The organism is Ancylomarina sp. YFZ004 (assembly GCF_054254355.1).
The window spans coordinates 218503-242263 of sequence record NZ_JBTCHQ010000003.1; the positions used below are offsets into that span (position 1 = coordinate 218503).

Annotated in this window: 22 protein-coding genes; 18 read left to right on the plus strand and 4 right to left on the minus strand. The window is 35.0% G+C overall.

What is annotated here, in order from left to right; all coding sequences use genetic code 11:
* Positions 1 to 82 precede the first annotated feature (82 nt).
* The gene (locus ACXR6G_RS06495) at positions 83 to 1132 is read right to left on the minus strand and encodes a hypothetical protein (protein WP_458360599.1); all 1050 of its coding nucleotides are present in this window, start codon (positions 1130 to 1132) and stop codon (positions 83 to 85) included.
* A 433-nt stretch (positions 1133 to 1565) separates the two neighbouring features.
* Between ACXR6G_RS06495 and ACXR6G_RS06500 the strand changes: the two genes are divergently transcribed.
* From ACXR6G_RS06500 to ACXR6G_RS06515, 4 genes are all read left to right on the plus strand, one after another.
* Positions 1566 to 2660, plus strand: a complete 1095-nt coding sequence (locus ACXR6G_RS06500; RefSeq protein ID WP_458360600.1) for a helix-turn-helix domain-containing protein — start codon at positions 1566 to 1568, stop codon at positions 2658 to 2660.
* A gap of 122 nt (positions 2661 to 2782) precedes the next feature.
* Positions 2783 to 4276: a reductive dehalogenase gene (locus ACXR6G_RS06505; RefSeq protein WP_458360601.1), complete on the plus strand. Its 1494-nt coding sequence runs from the start codon at positions 2783 to 2785 to the stop codon at positions 4274 to 4276.
* A 55-nt stretch (positions 4277 to 4331) separates the two neighbouring features.
* Complete coding sequence (locus tag ACXR6G_RS06510) at positions 4332 to 4622, plus strand: hypothetical protein (protein WP_458360602.1); 291 nt, start codon at positions 4332 to 4334, stop codon at positions 4620 to 4622.
* Between the two features lie 75 nt (positions 4623 to 4697).
* Complete coding sequence (locus ACXR6G_RS06515; RefSeq protein ID WP_458360603.1) at positions 4698 to 5840, plus strand: FMN-binding protein; 1143 nt, start codon at positions 4698 to 4700, stop codon at positions 5838 to 5840.
* Positions 5841 to 6044: 204 nt separating this feature from the next.
* Here ACXR6G_RS06515 and ACXR6G_RS06520 read toward each other — a convergent pair whose 3' ends face one another.
* Positions 6045 to 6620, minus strand: coding sequence for a peptidylprolyl isomerase (locus ACXR6G_RS06520; RefSeq protein WP_458360604.1), 576 nt, complete (start codon positions 6618 to 6620; stop codon positions 6045 to 6047).
* Positions 6621 to 6875: 255 nt separating this feature from the next.
* On the opposite strand from ACXR6G_RS06520, the gene add reads away from it, so the two are divergent.
* The 3 genes from add (at position 6876) to truA (ending at position 9416) form a co-directional block, all read left to right on the plus strand.
* Complete coding sequence (gene add, locus ACXR6G_RS06525; protein WP_458360605.1) at positions 6876 to 7931, plus strand: adenosine deaminase; 1056 nt, start codon at positions 6876 to 6878, stop codon at positions 7929 to 7931.
* A gap of 138 nt (positions 7932 to 8069) precedes the next feature.
* Complete coding sequence (locus ACXR6G_RS06530) at positions 8070 to 8513, plus strand: DMT family transporter (RefSeq protein WP_458360606.1); 444 nt, start codon at positions 8070 to 8072, stop codon at positions 8511 to 8513.
* Between the two features lie 108 nt (positions 8514 to 8621).
* A complete protein-coding gene (truA, locus tag ACXR6G_RS06535) occupies positions 8622 to 9416 on the plus strand; it encodes a tRNA pseudouridine(38-40) synthase TruA (RefSeq protein WP_458360607.1) in 795 nt (264 codons plus the stop codon).
* Between the two features lie 218 nt (positions 9417 to 9634).
* Here truA and ACXR6G_RS06540 read toward each other — a convergent pair whose 3' ends face one another.
* Both ACXR6G_RS06540 and ACXR6G_RS06545 read right to left on the minus strand, forming a co-directional pair.
* Complete coding sequence (locus tag ACXR6G_RS06540; RefSeq protein ID WP_458360608.1) at positions 9635 to 10162, minus strand: hypothetical protein; 528 nt, start codon at positions 10160 to 10162, stop codon at positions 9635 to 9637.
* 436 nt (positions 10163 to 10598) lie between these two features.
* Entirely contained in the window at positions 10599 to 12596 is a 1998-nt protein-coding gene (locus ACXR6G_RS06545) for a urocanate hydratase (RefSeq protein WP_458360609.1), read from the minus strand.
* 148 nt (positions 12597 to 12744) lie between these two features.
* On the opposite strand from ACXR6G_RS06545, the gene ACXR6G_RS06550 reads away from it, so the two are divergent.
* From ACXR6G_RS06550 to lgt, 11 genes are all read left to right on the plus strand, one after another.
* Entirely contained in the window at positions 12745 to 13638 is an 894-nt protein-coding gene (locus tag ACXR6G_RS06550; protein ID WP_458360610.1) for a LysR family transcriptional regulator, read from the plus strand.
* A 29-nt stretch (positions 13639 to 13667) separates the two neighbouring features.
* Positions 13668 to 14234 carry a cysteine hydrolase family protein gene (locus ACXR6G_RS06555; RefSeq protein WP_458360611.1) on the plus strand — a complete coding sequence of 189 codons (567 nt, stop codon included), beginning with the start codon at positions 13668 to 13670 and terminating at the stop codon, positions 14232 to 14234.
* 11 nt (positions 14235 to 14245) lie between these two features.
* Complete coding sequence (locus tag ACXR6G_RS06560) at positions 14246 to 14668, plus strand: OsmC family protein (RefSeq protein WP_458360612.1); 423 nt, start codon at positions 14246 to 14248, stop codon at positions 14666 to 14668.
* Positions 14669 to 14852: 184 nt separating this feature from the next.
* Positions 14853 to 15227 carry a hypothetical protein gene (locus ACXR6G_RS06565; RefSeq protein WP_458360613.1) on the plus strand — a complete coding sequence of 125 codons (375 nt, stop codon included), beginning with the start codon at positions 14853 to 14855 and terminating at the stop codon, positions 15225 to 15227.
* A 60-nt stretch (positions 15228 to 15287) separates the two neighbouring features.
* Entirely contained in the window at positions 15288 to 16655 is a 1368-nt protein-coding gene (locus ACXR6G_RS06570; RefSeq protein ID WP_458360614.1) for a 4Fe-4S binding protein, read from the plus strand.
* 446 nt (positions 16656 to 17101) lie between these two features.
* Entirely contained in the window at positions 17102 to 19615 is a 2514-nt protein-coding gene (locus tag ACXR6G_RS06575) for a DPP IV N-terminal domain-containing protein (RefSeq protein ID WP_458360615.1), read from the plus strand.
* Between the two features lie 393 nt (positions 19616 to 20008).
* The gene (locus ACXR6G_RS06580) at positions 20009 to 21154 is read left to right on the plus strand and encodes a N(5)-(carboxyethyl)ornithine synthase (RefSeq protein WP_458360616.1); all 1146 of its coding nucleotides are present in this window, start codon (positions 20009 to 20011) and stop codon (positions 21152 to 21154) included.
* 207 nt (positions 21155 to 21361) lie between these two features.
* A complete protein-coding gene (locus ACXR6G_RS06585; RefSeq protein ID WP_458360617.1) occupies positions 21362 to 21829 on the plus strand; it encodes a hypothetical protein in 468 nt (155 codons plus the stop codon).
* Positions 21830 to 21962: 133 nt separating this feature from the next.
* Positions 21963 to 22184, plus strand: coding sequence for a hypothetical protein (locus tag ACXR6G_RS06590; RefSeq protein ID WP_458360618.1), 222 nt, complete (start codon positions 21963 to 21965; stop codon positions 22182 to 22184).
* A 16-nt stretch (positions 22185 to 22200) separates the two neighbouring features.
* Complete coding sequence (locus tag ACXR6G_RS06595; protein ID WP_458360619.1) at positions 22201 to 22758, plus strand: hypothetical protein; 558 nt, start codon at positions 22201 to 22203, stop codon at positions 22756 to 22758.
* A 130-nt stretch (positions 22759 to 22888) separates the two neighbouring features.
* Positions 22889 to 23725, plus strand: a complete 837-nt coding sequence (gene lgt / locus ACXR6G_RS06600) for a prolipoprotein diacylglyceryl transferase (protein WP_458360620.1) — start codon at positions 22889 to 22891, stop codon at positions 23723 to 23725.
* Positions 23726 to 23761 lie beyond the last annotated feature (36 nt).

Sequence of the window (23761 nt, forward strand, 5' to 3'; positions counted from 1 at the left end):
GTCATTGAATTGGCTTGCTGGCGTTTATTAATTGAGCTAAACTTTCAAATTGAGCGTTACCGCCCATGAAATTTAGCTTTTATTAGGCACTTTTTTTAATCTTATTATATCTTCTTTTTATTGTATGCATATTTTTGATGAACTCTTTAGTGTCTAGAAAATAATTAGGATAAGCTTCTCTTAATTCTTTAACATTAACTGTTGATACTAATACAATTTGCATATTATCATCATTTTGAAACTCACGTTCTAAACTGGTGTAGTATTCATTTGCTTTTTCTAACTCTGGAATTGAAAAGCTTGAAATAGTTATTTTCTTTTTGATAACATCTAGTATAATTAAATGATAATTTTTGTCCGAATTTTTCTTATCACAAATAATATCAGAAACTACAGAATAGGCTTCTAAACTTTCTTCAATTTTATTATAATTATATTCATAGATAGCCCTTTTATACGTTTCAAATTCGGATAATTCAGAATACTGTGGGACCAGGTTTGTTTTTTCAATATACGCAAAAGCAGAACTTGTCAACGCAAAGTAATTAAGCCACTTGGGTTTACCCTCATTGAATTTCAAATGACTATTCAAATATGTACCCATTGTTTCAACAGAAGTTGCCCATGCATGTTGTTTAGACGTTCTAATTTGAACTTCAATCAAAAGCCCATGTAATTCAGGAATGTCTTCATTTTTAAATTTGTAAATTAGGTGAATTCCTCGATAACCACTTCTCTTTGGGGATGCTAGATAATCATCTTCATGTTTAAATTGCTCTTCAAATGCACCTGATTTTAATGACTTGACCAATTTCCTAACTTTACTTAGTGAAGAAACAACAACTCTAATTCCTGCAATATCTTGCATTGTTGAAAGTTGAAGATTATTTAAACGCTTCAATTTTTTAATAATTGATGGACTCCTTTTTAATCTTTTTGCGATAAAAGCAGTATTGTCAATTTCAATTACTTTTTCATTAATATCCTTTTGAAATTCTTCAATTAATTTACCATGTATGGTTCTCCAATAGGTTAGAATATCTTCAGCGAGTAATATATCAGTCTCCGTGGCTTCAAGTTTCTCCTTAAAAATTCGACCCGCCTTCTTTATTTGATTCCTAGAGTATTTCATTAAATGTGTGTTGAAATTGTGCCTAACTTGTTAGAATATACACAAGTGCCTATATTTTTAATATATCGAATTTGTGAGTGCACAATACATACCCTATAGGTTAGTAATGTGCTCTCACAAATGAAATACTATCGAAATTAAGAATTATCTCAATTAAACAGTATCTAAATATCAAGCAAAATCATAATCCCGTGTAAAATAGAACGACTCTACATAATAAAAGAGTTATTGCCAAGTTGAGAATATATCAAACAAACCAGAGTGTGAAAAAAATGTATTAATCTCTTTCTAAAACACCTACAACTCAAGCTTGTTGATTATTAAATCATGACAAAATCGGACATTAATAATCTCTTCTAGACAATATGGTAAGGAAATTGCTTTTATAAAATTATTGCTTTATTTTTCCAGAATCTAAAGCCTTATACTTTTTATGAATATACCCTATTTAATACTTTTTTGTGGAGCTCAAATTATTGGCCTCATTATTATATTACTACGCGCAAAATTCAGAACATTACCCAATCTAATTCTTAAGCTTGTGTTATTAAATATAATAACTCACTACATTTATTACTATTTCTTCTACAAGGGTTTAATCGATTTAGATTCTAACTGGCCTTTTGTTGTAGTACCTATTGCTACAATAGCCCCACTTATGGTATATTACTATGTCATGTCCGTATTATATGGAAAGCTTAAATTCACAAAAGTCAGTCTATTACATCTAATTCCACATTTAATTAATGGCCTTATTTTCGTCTCATATCTTAATACGGATTCACATAAAACCACCCTCTTATTAATTGCAAAGAATGTCCTCATATCCCTCTATCTGATTTATCCAATCCTAATTCTAAAGATGATAGGGAACTTTTATCAGATTAAAGGATTTTCATTAAACATCTTTAACTACAATAAAAAAAGAACGATTCTAATCAGGTTACTTTGTATCATGATGACAATTCATTTTGTCATTTTAGTTTTTAAAATAAACCTTCCCCTTTTTATTCAAGGTACTGAGGCCACTATGGACATTATAAATTTGGGTTTTCTGGTAATTTTGGGATATGCTATCAGTTACGTCATTGTGAGCGAACCCAAAAGTTTACATTTGAGTACCGAAAAAGTTGGTTTGGGGGGATTTAAGAAATACGATAAATCTAAATTAACACGTACTCTGGCTGAAGAAAATGTCCTGAAGATGAATCAGATCATGAAAGAAATTAAACCTTACTTAGATTCAGACTTCAATCTAACTCACTTCTCTAAAGAATGCCAAATTCCCACACATGAAATATCCGAAACCCTTAATGGATTAATGAATCAAACTTTCAATGATTACATTAACAATTACCGAGTGGAAGAATTCAAAAGAATTTCTAAAATAACAGAATACCAAAATTTCACGATATTGGCAATGGCATTTGAATCTGGATTTAAATCGAAGGCAACTTTCAATGCTGCCTTTAAAAAATTCACTGGAAAAACACCTTCTCAATACATTAAGGATTCAGCTAAGCCTTAAAAATTCACATAGGTCAAAATACCCCTCGTCTTAATTAATTGGCATACGTCCGAAATTATTGGCTCTGTCGCTAAATCAAGGTTTTAAGTGCAGTTTTGAACTGGAACAAAAATTTTGAAGCTATGAGTAAAAGCGAAAAGCCATCAAACCTTAATAGAAGGGATTTTTTAAAAATTGGAGGAGTATCTGCTGTTGTTGGTGCAACTGCATTAACATCAATACCTCAAAAAACTGCAGCCAATAAGCTAGATAAACACCTTGTCAAAAAATTAGTCACAACTCACGACGATTTTCCTGTTGAGGTACGTGATGATTACGTACCACCTCGCAACTGGGATCATGTTCAGGCACGTTCGTTTTTTGTTGATGCTGTGAAAGCCATTGGAGATGATGTGGAAGATGAAATTGTTGCAGATGGGCAAGCCTTTGTTCAGAAGATGAATTTTGCTTACGACAACTCCAAAGTGGGATACACTCAAGCAGACAAAGCTCTTTTTGCTGGAGCCTGGGCCATGAATAATTTTGCTGCAGGGCCAAGTCCTGCTGCAATTCCAGACTTTGGTGTAAATGCCTGGGAACAGAAAACTCAAAAAAATCCACATGCCCTTTTCGATAACGATTATGTCGTTAAAGAAAAAGTCGAATTTGACAGTAAGCAAGAAGCTGCTAATCAAATTAAAAGAGCTGCTAAATTATTTGGAGCCGACCTTGTTGGAATTACACGTAGAGACGAAAGATGGGATTACAGTAAGTTCTTAAATCCTATACCTCCTCTAGCACGTAAGGCTTTTGCCGGACCACCAAGTCCAGAACAACTTGAGGAGCTAAAAAACTGGGGTCCTGATAAATTTGTTACCGATTGGAGCGACTTCCCTTTTGTTCCCAAAACAGTTATAGTTATGGCATTCGAAATGGACTATGAAGGCATTTCAGCTTCGCCATCCTACGTAGGTAGTGCTGCTGCAGGTGCAGGATACTCAAGAATGGCCGAAGTACCCTACCAATTATCCGTTTACTTAAAAAATCTGGGTTATCAGGCTGTTTCGGCAGGCAATGATATGGGCTTAAGCGTTCCTTATGGCATAGCTGCTGGTTTAGGCGAAAATTCACGCTTAGGTCAGATGGTATCCTACAAATACGGACCACGTGTTCGATTAGCTAAAGTATACACCGATTTTGATTTTGTAGAATACGATAAACCCAAATCATTTGGAGTGATGGATTTTTGCAAAAGCTGTATGCGCTGTGCTGATGTTTGCCCGACGAAAGCTATTTCCTACGATAAAGAACCTTCCTTTGATCCAACTCATGAGAATAAGGATAATGCCTGGTATAATGTTAAAGGTGTTAAAAAATACCATGTTGATGCGAAAAAATGCTTCAAGTTGTGGGGCGAACTGGGTGACGATTGTGGTATGTGTATGACCGCCTGTCCTTATAACAAACCTGATTTCTGGCATCACAGATTAGTTGATAGCATTACTGCTGCAATGCCAGGACCTGTCCACGACCTTATGCGTGAGATGGACGAGTTATTTGGATATGGTAACGTTGAAGACAAGGAATCTATAAAGAAATTCTATAGTCCTGATGGTAAAAGCTACGATGGCCATTAGGCCTCTCTTCAACTCATAAATTACCAGTATAGAAATCATTAATAAATTTAAAACTATGATATTTTCAGGAATAGAGATCCTATTTTTTTCCTTAGGCGTTATCACAACTCTAGCTATGGGAACAATTTATTACTACAACACAAAATTCAAATTCAATTGGGGAACTTGGTTAAGTATATGCCTTGGTATTTTCCTTTTTATCTTCGGAATAGCATGGAGCTGTAGTTCCATACTTGAAGGTGAACCACGAGCAGCAAGTATGGGACTCGTTGTTTTCGTGATACCTGCAATCATATTTTTGGTACTAGGAAGAAAATTGACTCTTAAAAAAGCAACAAGCAACTAGTTTTTGTTCTATTGAATATCGAAGTCACGCATTAGCGTGACTTCGATCTCTATTAATAAGGATTTAGAATAATACATGAAGAAATATATCAATTGGTTTGCCTGGATAAGTCTAGGCATAGCTTTCTGTTATGGGGTGATTTTCATCGATAACTCTCAGCAACTTGAGCATTTAAAAATATTACAAGCTACAGATATTAGTTTGGGAGAAGCGAAAGAAGCTGTCTATCCAATTTACCAGGCTGATACTCTATTGGGCTATTTAGCAACAGGATCATCACAAGGATATGGTGGTCCTTTGCAAGTCGCTATTCTTAGTAATAACACAGGAAATATAATAAAAGCAGAGTTGATGAAGAGTTTTGAAACACCTTCATTTGTTGCAAAACTTTCAAACAAAAAATATTACCAACAATACGATGGGAAGAGACTAACTGACCAATTCCAACTAAAAAAAGATGTGGATGCCGTATCGGGAGCAACTGTAAGTTCATTGGCCATTGCCAATGCTGCTCGTAATGCCTCTTATCTAATTGCGAAAAGCGTTTTTAAAACTCAAACACCTAAAATTGAGGTAAAATGGCATTTATCTCTAAAAGAAGGCATTGTATTTTTAATTATATTGATTGGTTTTTTAGCCATTTATCTAAAGCAAAAGAAGTTGATTTATTTAAATCTATTCCTTGGCTTGGTATTCATCGGTTTTCTGTTTAATGCATCGCTGTCATTAACACACTTTGGACGTATACTACTGGGATATTTCCCTGATATTCACTCTCACTTAAGCTGGTGGTTGCTAGTTGCTGGAACACTTAGTTTGGTAATTGTATGGGGGAAGAATGTTTATTGTACAGCCATTTGTCCATTCAGAGCGAGTCAAATGCTTTTGCATCAGATTTCAGGAATAAATATTAACATGAATAAATCATTAGGGAAAGTTTTATCTCAGACTCCAAACCTATTAATTTGGCTATCTCTGATTCTGATTTTTATATCCAAAAACCCAAGTGTATCATCTTACGAACCTTTTGCCATGCTATTTTCCTTAAAAGGAGCTGGAGTTCAATGGTATATTTTACCTACTTCACTTATAGGAGCATTGTTCTTTTCAAACTTTTTTTGCCGATTCTTTTGTCCTGTTGGGGGAATATTAAAGTGGTTATTGAATAGACGAAATCAAGTTAAAAAACTGTTCACACAAAATAAACAGCATGCCTAAAAATTTAAAGATCAATAAAGCAACAATAGCTGGTGTCGCATTATATTTGATGTGTTTAATTTGTATTTTATTGTTTATTTCAAGTCATATTTAAAGAAGCATCAAAGTGGTATGTGAATAACGGTTTTATTAATCCGTATGGACCTAACAAAACCGTTAATTCTCTCCCACACATCTTCATACTGTAGCTAATAGTCAGAATATCTATTTTCTATTCATAACACTTATAGGAATACGTTCAATCAGCATCTGATTTTCTTCTCTTTGCTTTTGAATCTTTCTAACAACATCCATACCCTTTATCACTCTTCCAAAAGCAGCAAAGCCTTCATTATCGGAATTCCGAAGTCCACCCGCATCCAAATGTGGCTGATCACCTACACAAATAAAGAATTCTGTACAAGCCGTTCCAGGCTTATTCCTAGCCATAGAAATAACACCATCTAAGTGCAATATTCCTGTTTTATTCGTTGATTCATGTTTGATAGTTGGCATTATATCAACGATTGAATCATGAAATAAACCACCCTGTATCACTTCAATTTTAATATCTCTCCCTTCTTGATTGTCCATATGAACCACTCTATAAAAACAAGCTTTATCAAAAACCTGATTGTCAACATTTGATGAAAAATGCTTTGCCGTAATAGGTGCTTTGTTCTCATAGATTTCTAATTCAATGGATCCCAAAATAGTTTCTATTTCTACAATTGGGTATTCTGGTTTTGAACAAGCAAACAGACAACAACTAAGTAATAAGGCTAGAGCGTAAGGTTTCATATTGGGGAATGATTTTAAGTTAGTTATAAATTGATCTTCGCAATTTGCTGTCTTTTATTCAATTATGCAAGGCTCTACAAAAAAACAAAGGTGAAAATCGCAGCCAATTTAGAATGACTCTATCATTTTAAAATTTAGTGATATCTTTGTAGAGGTTTTAAGATAACTACCAGCCTAATTCTGTTATCAATCTTAAACCGCAACCATTTTATTTTTAGAAACTAAGCTATTTTCTATTAACAAAATAATTAAAGAGTGGAACTTACACGAGAATTCATAAAAAGCTTACCCAAAGCTGAACTACATTGTCATTTAGATGGATCAATGCGCGTTGAAACCATTATTGAGCTTGCAGCAATAAATAAGGTTGTTTTACCCGAAGAAAATCCAGATAAATTAAGGCAAATTTTAGAAGTTGGTAACAATTGTAAAAGCTTAACCGATTATCTAAGACCATTTGATATTACCTGTTCGGTTCTTCAAACCAAAGAGGCATTAGAACGTGCTACTTACGAATTGGCTGAAGATTGTGCAGATGAAAACATCAGATATTTAGAAGTTCGATTCTCTCCTATTCTTCACGTAGATGGTGGTTTGTCCCTTAGCAAGGTTGTTGAGGCTGTATTGGATGGAAAAAACAGAGCTGAAAAAGATTTCGATATCACCATTGGAATCATCATATGTGGATTACGTCATTTAAGTCCTGAGACAACAAACATACTGGCTGAACTTTGTGTTGCCTATAAAAACTATGGTGTTGTAGGATTTGATCTTGCTGGAGCCGAAAGAAATTTCCCTGCAAAATATCATAAGGAAGCCTTTTACCTGATTATAAATAACAATATTAACACAACTGTGCATGCAGGTGAAGCTTATGGCCCGGAATCTATACATCAGGCACTGCATCATGTTAGAGCCAATAGAATTGGCCATGGTACAAGACTAAAAGAAGATGGCGACCTGCTCAACTATGTCAATGATCATAGAATACCCCTTGAGATGTGTATTACCTCAAATCTTCAAACTAAAGCGATAGAATCCTATTCCAGACATCCTATCAAGTTTTATTTTGATATGGGCTTAAGAGTAACCATTAACACGGATAATCGATTAATTTCAAAAACAACGCTTACCGACGAATACTTATTGGCAATCAAAGAATTCAACTTCAGCCCCAAAGAAATAAAGTATCTAATTACGAATGGTTTCAAATCTGCGTTTTTGCCTTTAAATCAGAAAGTAAAGCTCTTAAGGAAAGTAACACAAGAACTAAAAGAAAAAGGATTAGAAATTCAAAAGGATTATATTTAATTGTTTTGAAATAGCTGAACTATTGGATTGATATTAAATGGATCTATCCTAAAGGTGAAGGGGGGAAGCTCTCTCTCACCTTTTCCTCTCAGAATCTTTAGAAATTAGCTAAGTTTGTGGCCAAATTTAAAATCAAATATGAGATATTTTCTAATGTTATTGGCTCTTACTGTTGGCTGTTTATTACCCATTCAGGCAAGTATTAATGCTAAATTGGGTACTTTCTTAAAGGCACCGGTTATGGCGGCACTCGTCAATTTTATTGTGGGTGGCTTTATTTTACTATTGGTGATCATAGGAACACGTACCCCAAATAATATAATGCTAGCCATTAAAGAGGCACCTGCACACGCATGGGTAGGTGGTCTTATGGGTTCTATTTATGTGACATCCATCATTTTTCTAGTTCCCCGATTGGGAGCAGCTCTTAGTTTTGGTCTAATAATAGCAGGACAAATGGTTTTCTCTTTGGCATTAGATCACTTTGGTTTCTTTGGTGTGCCTGTTCAACCTGTCAACTGGGGTCGAATTGCTGGTGTGCTTTTAATATTTGCAGGAATCCTCCTGATTCAAAAATTCTAATACAGCTTTTCGAAGCTGATCAAAAATAAAATATATAATAACTATCATACTTTTTTAGGTCATAACATATTTACAATAACTAAATTTGTTTTTTTTCTAAATATACAGATGCAATATTTCATACACTTAGGATTCGATGGCAGCAGCTTCAGTGGTTGGCAGCAGCAAAAGAACACTCAAAACACGATTCAAGAAGTTATAGAGCAAGCGCTCTTTCGGCTCTTTAAGAAAAGTATAAGCGTTTATGGTTGCGGTCGTACCGATGCTGGTGTTCACGCCAGTCAATATGTCATTCACATCTATCTTGATGAAGCTCCCCTATTCGATTTAAAATTTCTACTGAATAAGAACTTACCCACTAGCATTGCGGTTTTTGAAGTCTTCGAAGTTAATGAAGATCAACATTGTCGTTATGATGCTGTAGCACGCACCTACGATTATTTTATTCATTGGAACAAAAACCCGATCCTCTTTCATAACAGCTCCCTCTATGAGAACTGGGTCTTAGACTTCGACTTAATGAAAAAGGCTGCGGCTCTTATCCTTGAAACTAGAGACTTTAAAGCGCTGTGCAAGCAACCAGATTTATACAAAAATACTTTGTGCCAAATAAGCAATTGTGAATTGTTTATGAATGAAGAACAGGGACGCATGCGATTCACTATCACCAGCAATCGTTTTCTACGAGGCATGATTAGAATTTGCATTTTCTTTTTGTTGAAAGTCGGGCGTGGTGAAATGACTGTAGATGAGTTTAGGGAAATTTTGAATCAGGAAAAAGATTATAAAGAGAAACAACCTGCGTATCCCAATGGTCTTTTTCTCAGCAAGATTGAGTATCCATTTTTGAAATTGGATGATTCATATAATTTAGTTAAGATGTTGCGTGTTGGCTTGGAATAATTGTAGCCTAGCAATAAGCCAATTAAATGACTCACTTACTCAATTTTTAAAGGAGTTCGATATTTAAAAATGAGCTTTGCTCAGAAAATCATAAAGAGATCATCCATAATCTGTATCTAATTGCTTTTGCATAAGCCGTAAACTAAAAAATGTGCTCAGAACATCTCTGAGCACATTTCTCATTTCTAAAAAAATAATCGAATACTGATTTTATTCTGCTAAACTTTAGTAAAGGTCTCCCCCTCTTCAATAGCATCAAAAACACCATCTTCATTATCATCTGATATGATCAAAAGTTGATTACCAGTAACTACAAACTTAATTATGAAAATTTCATCAATTTCTAACTCCCCTTCTAAGATCAAATCCCAATCACTATCATTAGGGGTATAGTAATCAAAACCTGTCATTTCATCATTAAGCATACCAATTCTGTTAATAGTAAGCGTAATAGTATTACCATTCACCGTAAAACTAGCTTCAGCAACTATAGAATCTATCCATACATCTTCAACATAGATTTTTATAGTCATTTCTAAATTACTCTCAGTAATCACCATCACTTGTTTTTCAAGTCCAGCAATATCCGTACGCTCCCAAGTACCCACATAAGGTGATGTTATAATAATAACATCATCATCATCGTCCCCATTACTGCTACTACTACACGAATTCACGCCACACATTAGGCATATCATCAATGCCAAAGTCAGCCATTTCATTAAATTTTGTCTTTGAATATTCATTGTTTTAAATATTAGCTGAATATCCTTTCTATTTTATCAATTCATATCAATCAAAGCTCCTATAAATTTACGACTATTTTATCAAAAGATAGTTAGAGAATACCTACTATACAGCCTTTATATACATCTATTTATATCCATCCTTAATAAAAAATCTCATCCATAGTTTTGGATGAGATTCATTTCATTTTTCATTCTATTATGGTTTTGAACTTATGTTTAAAGATATAGGGTCTGAACTTATCCAAATTCTTTTTTTTACTACAATATATCTAAGCTTACTGACACTGATAAAATATGATTTTATATTTATTCCAATTATCCCAGATCATAATTAATCTGCATCTAACGATTAACTCAATACCAAAATGATAGATATAAAAAATGGGCTCAGAACGCATCTGAACCCATTTCCTTTATTTATACAAAACTAATCTTAGAAAAGGTCAGTTAACAAATTATCTTCAACAAGGTTAGGCAAAGTCACCTTTAGGTCAGGACGACGTTCCATCTCACGTTTGATAGCAAATATAGCTTCATCATTTCTAGCCCATGAGCGACGTGCAATACCATTGTTTACATCGTAAAACAACATGCTTTTAAGACGAGCATCAGCTTCTGGAGTTCCATCAAGTAACATACCGAAACCACCGTTCATAACTTCACCCCAACCTACACCACCACCATTGTGGATAGATACCCAGGTCGCACCTCTAAAACTATCACCAATCACATTGTGAATAGACATATCAGCGGTAAACTTAGAACCATCATAAATATTTGAGGTTTCTCTGTATGGTGAGTCAGTTCCACTTACATCATGATGATCACGACCCAGAACAACTGGACCAATCTTACCTGATGCAATAGCGTTATTGAATGCTTCAGCAATCTTAGAACGTCCTTCAGCATCAGCATATAGAATACGAGCCTGAGATCCCACAACCATTTTATTTTGCTTAGCTTCCTTAATCCAAGTGATGTTATCTTGCATTTGCAATTGAATCTCTTCTGGAGAATTCTCTTTGATCTCTTGAAGAACCTGCATTGCAATTTCATCAGTTTGATCCAAATCTTCTGGCTTACCTGAAGCACAAACCCAACGGAATGGTCCGAAACCGTAGTCGAAACACATAGGGCCTAAGATATCCTGAACGTAAGATTTGTATCTGAAATCAATGCCATTTTCTGCCATTATATCAGCACCGGCACGAGAAGCTTCCAATAGGAATGCATTTCCATAATCGAAGAAATAAGTTCCTTTAGCTGTGTGATTATTTACTGCACCTGCGTGACGACGTAATGTTGCTTGTACTTTCTCTTTAAATACTTCTGGCTCTTCACGGATCAAACGATTCGACTCTTCGTATGATGTATCAGCTGGATAGTAACCACCTGTCCATGGAATATGTAGCGAAGTCTGGTCAGAACCAATGTGGATAAAGATATTCTCTTGATCGAAACGCTCCCAAACATCAACGATATTACCAATAAAGGCTATTGAAACAACTTCCTTCGTTTCTTGAGCTTGTTTCACTCGAGTAATTAAGTCATCCATATTATCAACTAATACATCAACCCAACCTTGCTCATGACGCTTAGTAGCCGCCTTAGCATTCACCTCTGCAGCAATAGTGATACATCCAGCAATATTACCCGCTTTTGGCTGAGCACCACTCATACCACCTAAACCAGCAGTTAAGAATATCTTTCCAGCAGGTGTCTCTCCTTTTTTCAAGATTTTACGGAATGCATTCATCACAGTAATCGTTGTTCCATGAACAATACCTTGTGGGCCAATGTACATGAAAGAACCAGCAGTCATCTGACCATACTGTGAAACACCTAATGCATTAAATTTCTCCCAATGATCAGGCGTCGAGTAGTTAGGTACAACTAAACCATTCGTAACAATTACTCTAGGAGCACCTGCAGATGAAGGGAAAAGACCCATTGGGTGACCTGAGTACATATTTAATGTTTGCTCATTAGTCATTGTCGCTAAATACTCCATAGTAAGCAAGTATTGCGCCCAGTTTTGGAATACAGCACCGTTACCACCATAGGTAATCAACTCTTCTGGATGTTGAGCTACTGCTGGATCCAAGTTGTTTTGCATCATCATCATGATACCTGCAGCTTGTTGAGATTTAGCAGGATACTCCTGAATTGGACGAGCATAAATCTTATATTCAGGCTTAAAACGGTACATGTAAATGCGACCAAAGTCTAATAATTCCTGAGCAAATTCAGTAGCTAATTCCTTGTGCCAAGGCTTTGGGAAATAACGTAAAGCATTACGAATTGCTAATTGCTTCTCTTCAACTGATAGAATATCTTTTCTCTTAGGTGCTCTATTAGCATCCTTTGGATAAGCTTTCTTTGCTGGTAATTCAGATGGAATACCTTGCAAAATTTGTTCTTGAAATGTCATACTTTTTGAATTATTGATTCAAACTAAATATTTTTGTCCTTAAAAGTTTACTAACTTTTTTAAGGCTGCTCTTTATAAATTTTATTATTGCAAAGATATTCTTAGTTTTGATACCTAACAAGACTAGTTTTGTCAAGAATTGATAACCATGAGTAATCAAATAGAGTTTAGACATTATAAATACTTCCTGGCTTTAGCCAAAGATCTACACTTTAGAAAAGCTGCAGAACGCCTGTACATATCGCAACCTGGCCTGAGTCGTCAGATTAAACAGATGGAAAATGATCTGGGTATTAGTCTTTTCGAGCGACATAATCGAAAAGTCGAATTGACTAAAGCAGGTCTATATCTTCAGAAGGAACTCACAAATACCTTCAATAGGCTAGATGATATTATAACCCATGCCAAATTGTTGAATGATGGTATGGATGGGAATTTAAAATTGGGCTATGTGGGCTCAGCCATGCAAAAGGTTATTCCTGAACTCCTTTTAAAATATAAAAGTAAACATCCTCATGTCCTTTTTAATCTAAACGAGATGGACAACGATAAACAGATTCAAGCTCTACTTAATCAGGAAATTGATCTGGGTTTCGTAAGAATGGAACGTGTCCCCAGAGGGATAAATATTCAATCAATTTTTGAAGATACTTTCTCACTGGTTCTTCCTAAGGATCATAATCTTGACGAGTCTAACTTTAAGGATTTAATTCAATTTAAGGATGAGTCCTTTATTCTTTTTGATTCCTCTTATAGTGAATCTTATCACGAGAAAGTGATGCAGATATTCGATCACAGTAAGTTCTCTCCTCTTATATCACACTACACTGTTAATGCCAGTTCTATTTTCAGATTAGTTGAAAATAAGTTTGGAGTGGCTATAGTCCCCACTTCGCTAAAGCTAGGCTACGATATGGGGATTAAATTTATAGAATTGAATAAGATACCACAAAGAACAACACTAAAAATGGTTTGGAATAATATGAATATGAACCCAGTACTTGAAAATCTGATCAATACACTTATTCCAGAGAAGAAATAGTTAAACTTTTAACCTTTTAAATAACAGCCATGAAGTTAAGAGAAAGCAAACCCGCTCTATTATTAATCGATCTTCAAAAAGGATTTGATGATGAAGCCTATTGGGGTGGCAATAGAAATAATAAGGATGCTGAAGAAAAAGCAGCACAAATTCTTGCTAAATGGAGAAAGCTAGAATTACCCATCTATCACATTATTCATAGTTCACAAGATCCAAACTCTCTACTACATCAATCTCATTCTGGTTTCGAAATATGCGACCAAGTCAAACCTGTAGATGGCGAACCTGTTATCATTAAAAATGTAAACAGCGGTTTTATTGGTACTGATCTGAAAGAGAGATTAGATAATGAAGGTATTACACACCTAGTTATTGTTGGCCTTACAACCAATCATTGCATATCGACGACCACTCGCATGGCGGGCAACTATGGCTTTGAAACAATTCTGATTGAAGATGCAACAGCAACTTTCGACCGTGTTGGTATACACGGTGAAAAATACACATCAGAAATAATACATCAAACGACTCTAGCCAATCTAAAAGATGAGTTTGCTGAAATATTAAATACAGACCAATTACTAAATAAAATATAAATCGACTCATAATGACAGTAAGTATTAAAAGAATAAACGACGAGTATTTAATGGAGGCTAAGGGCGCAAGTGGCGTACCTGTATTAATGGATAACTCAAGCGTTGAGAACGTTCAGGGATCTAGTCCAATGGAGCTTTTGATGATGGGTGTTGGTGGCTGCTCTGCTATTGACATTATTAATATTCTAAAGAAACAGCGTCAGCTTATAAAATCCTACTCTGTTGAAATAGAAGGTGAAACTCACGACGTTTTGGAGGCAAAACCTTTTAAAGCCATGACACTTAAAATCTATTTGGAAGGTGATATTCCAGCCGATAAAGTTATACGAGCGGCAGCCTTAAGTTTTGAAAAATACTGCTCAGTTTCTATTACAATGAAAACAAGTGTTGAAATTAAATACCAACTCTTTTTGAATGGAAAAAACATCTTATAAAAGATGTTTTTCTACTATTTTAAATGCCGAGTTATAATTATTCAAACTCGGCATTTTTAATGACATTCTTCATATATAAATCAGTATTCATCCTGATAAATTCAATTCTTATCGAAAAAGATTAAACCTATCTTAAGAAACTGGGTCAAAAGCTTAATTTTGGTCGCTCAAGCTAAATACTCACATGAATAGGATTCTAAAATATGCCTCATTTCTAATCTTTGTTCTTTATCTAGGACAAATAGTAGAAAAAGCGATACCCCATACCCATCATGAAAAAGATGGTCTTATTACACTCGATTTTTCAGGAGAGAATGATCATTCAGAGCATGAAGACGAAACGAGTGATAAAATACACACTTCCTTTTATCAATTGAATCTTGACGATATATCAACCGTTTGCCATACTAGCATTCAACTCTTTTCCCAAGAGAAGGCTTACCAAGAATCCATAACACCCTCCTGTATAGATAATTACAACATCCTTGCGGAAATTTTAAATAGTATCTTATTCATTATACATACCTACTCTTCTAAAGCCCCTCCTTTTTTTAATTAAACATCTAATTTACTGCATTCAGTAAAACTATATCGATACGTTTAATTTTAAAAAACAATAATGATTAATAGAATCCTTAAGTCTAAATACCTGCTCGCAGGTCTACAATTTTTCACCCTTTTTATTTTTATTTTTTTAATTTTGGGAGGAATAGGTGTCACGACTCACAATCCAAAATTTGCAATAATTCTTAGAAATACCAATCTATCCAATCTCGTTATCTGGTCTTATTGGTGGCCTTTAATTATTCTTACTGCCATTTTCTTAGGACGTTTTTGGTGTAGTATCTGTCCTATGGAACTCATTACATCCTTTTTTAGTAAAATTGGATTAAGAAAGAAACCTGGAAAATTGATTAAGTCAGGCTGGTTAATTACCTTATTTTATGCTCTGATTTTAATTATTGGCATTCACACATTGGCAATTCATAGAATACCACAGTATATGGCAATCTATATGCTTGTATTATTATCAATTGCTGTGCTAATTGGTTTCATTTATGAAAAACGAACCTTTTGCACCTATATCTGTCCTATTGGTCATTTATTAGGTTTATATTCCTTATTATCTCCAAAAAAAGTAGGTGTAATTGATTCTAATACTTGTTACACGTGTAAAACTAAAGACTGTATAAGCAAAATAAACCAGTATAAATTTATTGGACGATCTTGCACTTCGGGCTTATATCCTGCTACAATTAAAGATGGCCGTGATTGTATTTTATGCGGTCAATGCTTTAAAGCTTGCCCTCATAATAATGTCGTATTTCAAAAACCAAAGTCTGGATTCAAATTAAATCAAAGCTTAAAACTGTCATGGCCAGAAATCACATTCTTTATGATGGTAAGTGCTTTTGTTATTTATGAAATCCTTTCTGAATGGGCTGTTAGTAAGAAAATTCTGATGGCTTTACCTAAGTATGCTAATGAAGCTTTTCAAGTGCCCGCGAATTTTAATGGTACAATAAAAGCAATCATCTTATTTATTATATTCCCGTTGGCATTTTACTCTTTTTTAGCCTTTGCAAAAAGACTAGTCGCTAATGAAAATTGGAAAAGTGCCTTTACTCAACTTGTATTAGCTATATTACCCATTGCAGCCAGTATGCATGTTCTTAAAGCATTGCTTAAAACAACATCAAGAATTCCTTATTGGAATTTGGCAATCTTAGACCCTAAAGGTATTGATTCAGCAAATCGAATCATTAAAAATCCTGATTTACTCAACAATGATTTTTTAGCATCAGTTGTATCACCAACAATTAGTATGGTAGCAATTTTACTTCCTTTAATTGGTTTGAGCTTATCCTTATATATTATAAAAAGGCAAGCGCACATAAACAGATCTTCACGAATCCTTACTATAATAACGGCTTCAATCTATTGTTGTTTATTTCTAGTAGGCTTAATTGCCTGGAGAATATACTAAAAAAAAACTTACTCATCTGACATTTAATCAGATGAGTAAACCTACTTAGCTGGTTTAAAATTTCATTTTTTTTAGATACCCATATAGAGTATTAATACTTTATTGATTTCACATAAAAAAACATTAATACCGATTGGTAGCTTAGATGACTCATTAATTTCTTTCCTAATCAGACAATTTAAAATTAAATAAACAGCATACTAAGGTATCAATTAGCCGTTTATAAACATTCTGCGATCTCCTGATAAAGGGTAATTGTAGAATCCCCTTTCGGACACCAGATTCAAAATTTCTCATCAATTAATTCCATTACATCCCGCCAATCATCTTATTTATCGAAAATTGAACTTTGTTAGTGTTTTATGTTGCCCAGTTATCTATTTTAGGGGGCTTAAATGAGAATCACTCACTTTAGAGGGATTGGACAACTCAATAAATCAACAAACATGAAAAGAAACCTACTCACACTCCTATTAATTATAATGGGATTAGGTGTATTTGCACAGGAAGTACCTGTGACAAAAGCAAACTTCGAATTGGCGGCAAAATTTTCGCCAAACCGATTAAAAAAAATGGTATTCTCTACCAGTGTTCGACCACACTGGCTTAAAGGTGGAGAAAAATTCTGGTACACTTACCGTACTTCAGAAGGCCAGTTCTACAATTTGGTCGATCCTGTAAAGAGCAGCAAACGCGAATTATTTAATGGCGTAAAAATGGCTGCAGATATGAGCCGTTTAACTGGTGATCCATTTGATGCACAACACATGTACATCAGTAAGCTTAAATTCATCCAAAACGAAAAAGCGATTCAGTTTCAGGTAAAGAGTAAACTGGTTGAAGAAGAGGAAAAAGATGAAGATGGCGATAAGCAAGAAGAGAAGAAAGATGAAGATGGCGATAAAAAGGAAAATGCCAAAAAGAAAATGGTTGATAAAGTGTGGCATTTTGAATACACATTAGCTTCGAAAAAACTTAATCTTCTTGATGAGTTTAAAAAACCGCTTGAGCAAAAAAAATGGGCATCTGTAGCGCCTAACCAGGAGTATGTTATTTTCGCTAAGCATCACAACCTATATTGGATGGATGCTGAGAATTACAAGAAGGCTCAAAAAAATGAGAAAGACTCTACTATTGTAGAGCATGAGTTGACTACAGATGGTGTTGAGCATTATTGCTATGGAACCAACTCGTATGGTAAAACAAACAAAGAGAAGTTAGAGAATAAAGATAAAAGAAAAGATGCGTACGTGACTTTCTCTTCTGATTCAAAGAAATTTGCTTTAACTCGTGAAGACGAGCGTGAAGTGAAAGATCTATGGGTTATCAACTCAGTAGCCAAGGGTCGTCCTACACTTGAAAGCTATAAATACCATATGCCGGGTGAAAAAGAAGCACCTCAATACGAACTTCAGGTTTTTGATTGGGAAACCAAAGAATCTATTAAATTGAAAGCCAATGCTTTCAAAGATCAGACAATTTCGATTTTAACAGCCCCAAGAAAAAAGCGTAACGAAGCTGATGAGGTGAAATTCTCGAAATGGATTAATAAAGGTAACGACCTGCTATACTTTAAGCGCACAAGTCGTGATATGAAACGTGTGGATATTTGTACTGCTAACACCACAACTGGTGAAGTAAACATCCTTATCGAAGAGCGTTTGAATACCTATATATCAAGAAGTCCATTTGCACTAGTAAATAATGGCAATGAAATGATTCATTGGTCAGAACGTGATGGTTGGGCACATTTCTATCTTTATGACAAGGCTGGGAAAATGAAGAAGCAAATCACTTCAGGTGCATGGCATTGTGATAGAATTCAAGGTGTAGATGAAAAGAACCGTGTTCTATATTTCACAGGTAATGCTCGCGAAAAAGGTGAAGATCCTTATTACTCACACCTTTATCGTGTAAACTTTGATGGTACTGGTTTAAAGCTTCTTAATAAGGGTGATTTTGATCACAAAATAAACTTGAACGATCAAACTCATTATTTCGTGAACAATTCTTCGAGAGTTGACTCTGCTCCTGTATCTGAGCTTTACAACTCCAAAGGAACTAAATTGATGAAACTTGAAGAAACCGATTTAGCACGTTTATTCGAAACTGGATACAAGTTCCCAGAAACTTTTAAAGTAAAAGCTGGCGACGGTGTTACAGATATTTATGGTGTGATGTATAAGCCATTCGATTTCGATGCTAATAAGAAGTACCCAATTTTGACTTACGTTTATCCAGGTCCTCAAACCGAAGCAGTATATAAGAGCTTCTCTACTCGTATGGATAGAGCTGATCGTATGGCTCAGTTAGGTTTCATCGTTGTTACAATAGGTAACCGAGGCGGTCATCCAGCACGTTCTAAGTGGTACCACAACTACGGTTACGGTAACCTAAGAGATTATGGTTTGGAAGATAAAAAAGTGGGTATTGAGCAATTAGCTGACAGACACAGTTTCATCGATGTTAATAAGGTCGGAATTTTCGGTCATTCAGGTGGTGGATTTATGTCCACAGCTGCGATGTTGGTTTATCCTGACTTCTTTAAGGTTGCTGTATCAGCAGCTGGTAACCACGACAACACTATTTACAACCGTTGGTGGAGTGAAACACACCATGGTGTAAAAGAAGTTGTGAGTGAAAAAGGCGACACCACTTTCCAATACAAGATTGACACAAACCCTAGCCTGGCCAAAAACCTAAAAGGGAAATTGATGATTGTAACAGGTGATATCGATGATAATGTTCATCCAGGTAATAGTATCAGAATGGCAAACGCCTTAATTAAGGCTAATAAGCGATTCGATTTCTTCTTATACCCTGGCCAACGTCATGGATTCGGTAATATGAGTGAGTACTCTTTCTGGATACGCGGAGAATACTTCTGTAAATATCTGCTAGGTGATTTCAGATCGTCTGCTGATTATGTAGAAATGCAAAAAGATCAGCCTAAGAAATAATCAAATCTCATTTCTAAAAATATAATGAATCCCGATTTGCTTCAAGCAGGTCGGGATTTTTTTATGCAGTAAAATAGTGTATACGTACTCTCAGAAAGAAAATATAAGTTTTGATCAATAGAATATTACACCTCCCTATAATCTCCTAATAATAATTAATTTAAACTAATATTTATTAAACAAAATATAATAAATTGATTACTTTTGGAATTCTACATTAAAATATCACCTCAATTAAGACAGGTAGAGCGTACTTAAAAGTAATCCTCCAACACACCTCTACCCTATGCACAATGCATAGATGTCATTACAATGTAAGAAAATGTTTGGTATCAAAGATATACCAGATGAAGCAGATTTAAATTTTTAAATTCTGTAATCAACAACTACAATATGTCAGAACTTTTAACTGTCGGCATCGTCGGCAGCTCACTAAAAGAAAATGAAGAACGAGTTGCAATTCATCCAGAACACATTGAACGTATTCCCATCGAATTACGAAAACAAATGACTTTTGAAAAAAGCTATGGCCTAAGATTTGGCGTAGATGATCATACTATTGCTCAACTCACATCAGGAAGAGTTGCTTTAAGAAAAGAAATATTGAACAGTTTTGATTGTGTACTCATGCCTAAACCATTAGCATCCGATTTATCTCAAGTAAGAGAAGGTGCTGTTGTATGGGGTTGGCCACATTGTGTACAACAAAAAGATATCACACAGATCTCAATCGATCGAAAATTAACCCTCATTGCCTGGGAAGAAATGTTTACCTGGAGCAATTCAGGTGATAAGAACATGCATGTTTTTTATAAAAACAACGAAATGGCAGGCTATGCCGGAGTCAATCACGCATTGAGTCTTGTTGGAATTGCGGGCCACTATGGTAAATCAAGAAAGGCAGTTGTACTAAGCTTTGGCTCGGTTAGTCGAGGTGCTGTATATGCTTTACAAGGTCAAGGTATTCAAGACATAACCGTTTATACCAATAGAATATCAACTGATGTGAGTGATCAACTGCCGGGTATATCATTCAAACAAATGAAAAATGACGACTCAGGTCAATTGCTTTCAGTTGAACCTGACGGTAGTACGCTTCCCTTTTCTGAAGTTTTGTCAGATGTAGATATCATTGTAAATGGTATCCTTCAAGATACGGAACATCCTATCATGTTTGTCCCAAAAGAGGATTCAGACAAATTAATGAAAGGCACCCTTATTATCGATATCAGTTGCGATGAAGACATGGGTTTTTGGTGTGCTAAACCGACTACTTTTGAAGCCCCTATGTTTGAATCTGAAGGCAAATACTATTATTCAGTCGATCATAGTCCTAGTTATTATTGGCAATCTGCATCATGGGAAATTTCAGAAGCCATACTCCCATTTCTACCTATTATTATTGGAGGATCGAAAGTCTGGGAAGAAAACGACCCAATTTCAAAAGCTATCGAAATAAAGAAAGGCATTATTCAGAATTCTAAAATACTGTCATTCCAGAAAAGAAATAAACAATACCCACACCTATTGCAGAATTAAAATTTAGGTATACACCTTTATAATATTTGAATCCCGATTTGCTTGATGCAGATCGGGATTTGTAATTAAATAGCCTGATAAATTATTTTTTTCAAGAAAAAGATAAGATAGCCAACAATATTTTTACCATCAAATAGTTTATGCTTAAGGATTCAAAATTGTTTATTTTTGCATTTATACATCACACAATACATTTAACTGAAAATTATGAAAAAACTGTTATTAATTGTAAGCCTATTCTGTGTTTGCACACTTGCTCAGGCTCAAGATTATGGTACGGGAATTGGAATTAGAGGTGGCTCTGCAAATGGACTGACGATAAAACACTTTATTAGAAACAATGTTGCTTTAGAAGGGATCATATCATCGAGATGGCAAGGTGTAAATCTTACAGGTTTATACGAAATTCATGCTCGTGCCTTCAACGAACCTGGTTTTAACTGGTATTATGGTTTTGGTGCTCACCTCGGCTTCTGGGATGGTGATCATGCTCACTGGGGTGATGATGGTGAAGACTACACTGTACTTGGTTTAGATGGTATTTTAGGTCTGGAATATAATATCAGAGAGATTCCTATTAATTTAAGTGTAGACTGGAAACCTGCCTTCAATCTGGTTGGATATTCTGGTGTATGGGGCGATGGCTTTGCGCTATCTGTTCGATATGTTTTCTAAGACAGTTACAATTCAAATAAATTCATAAAATCCCAACCTGCAAGCTAGCAGCTTGGGATTTTTTCTTTACTGATAATCAAACCTTTTTCACTACCTTTAATTGGTTACTGAATTCTTATTAAACCAATTAGTTATGAAAAAGAGTTTTTTTATTCTAGCGATTTCTTCGATCTTCTTTATCAGTTGTGCTGAGAAGAAAACAAAATCCGAAAAAGACACAACCAATACACCTAAAATTGAAAATTCAGACCTTGAAGTCAATCAAATTGATTCCATAGCCAATCAATTAGAAAAAGCTAAAGATGATATCGATGATGCTGCCAATGAGGTTGATAAGTTATTAGACGAATTATAATTTTAAAAACATTGCTATGAAAAAGTACATTATAATCCTATTATCCTTGTGTTTAATGGTCTGTACAAGCCAAGTTTCACTTGCTCAAAAAGGAAAAGAAAAAAAGAACAAAGCTAAAATTGAGAAAATTCAAAAAGCAAAAAAAGACTCTATCCTTAAAAAAGGAAAAGACAAAAAGGATAAATTAAAGGAAAAAGGTCACAAGCAAAAGGACAAAATCAAAACTGAAAAAAAAGAGCTTGAGACTGATGTAGAAAAGAAAGGTCATGCATATGGTAAAGACAAGACCTTAAAAGGAAAAGAATTTGGACAAGAAAGAGCTCGTCAGGCCAAATTATTAAAAGACCAAAAGTCCGACGAATTGGATAAAGCTGTTAAAGGAAAAGATGATAAAATAAAGACTGCAAAAGAGAAAATAAAAAAATCGAAAGAGAAGCTTGAAAAAAACAAAAAAGATAAATCTATTTCGGAAAAAGAATATAAAGAAAAGAAAGCCAAGATTGATCGAGCTGAAATGAGTGTTAAAAATCTAGAAGATAAAGTGAAAAAGGCTAAAGAATTAAAGAAAAATTAGAACCTTATCACAAAATTCAACAATAAAAGTAATCCCAACTTGCCAATTGCAGGTTGGGATTTTCTTTATAATATTTTGTTAAACACATTTGCTTTTCATAGATTCGTAACAAAATTCAATTTAACACTTTATGATTCTAACCTACATCAACTGGGATATCGATCCTGAAATTATCAATCTGTTCGGATTTTCAATTCGCTACTACGGCTTACTTTTCGTAACAGGCTTACTGCTCAGCATATACATTCTGGGATGGATATTTAGAAAGGAGAATATTCCACAAAAAGATCTTGATAAACTCACGATATATGCGGTAATAGGAATCTTTGTAGGAGCCAGATTGGGACATTGTTTGTTCTATCAGCCCGCCTATTACTTATCCCATCCCCTTGAAGCCATTCTACCCGTCATATTCCCTGCCGAAGGCGGTATTGAGTTCGTTGGCTATCGAGGTCTTGCCAGTCATGGCGGTGCACTGGGCTTAATCCTTGCATTAATTCTATACGCACGAAAAACAAAAAACTCAATCATCGACTCCATTGATCTTATTGCTGTTGTGACGGCTTTGGCCGGCTGTTTTATCCGACTTGCCAACCTAATGAATTCGGAAATAATAGGCATGCCAACAACAAAGCCTTGGGGATTTGTATTTAAAAGGGTAGATCTGATCCCCCGACACCCGGCACAACTGTACGAAGCCCTGTCCTACCTGCTGATTTTTATCATCATGATAACACTCTACAAAACAAAGAGAAACAGTATGCGACATGGCGTATTCTTTGGCCTAGCACTCGTTCTTATTTTTACCGCACGCTTTCTTATCGAGTTCATCAAAGAAAGACAAGTTGATTTTGAAGCAGGCATGTCTCTGGATATGGGACAGATATTAAGCATCCCCTTCATCATAATAGGAATTGGCTTCATTTTTTATGGTTTAAGACGAACAAAAGTCCTGTCAGCTTTATAGGATTATAAGCTTAGTTATTTCTTAAATACAGTCCCA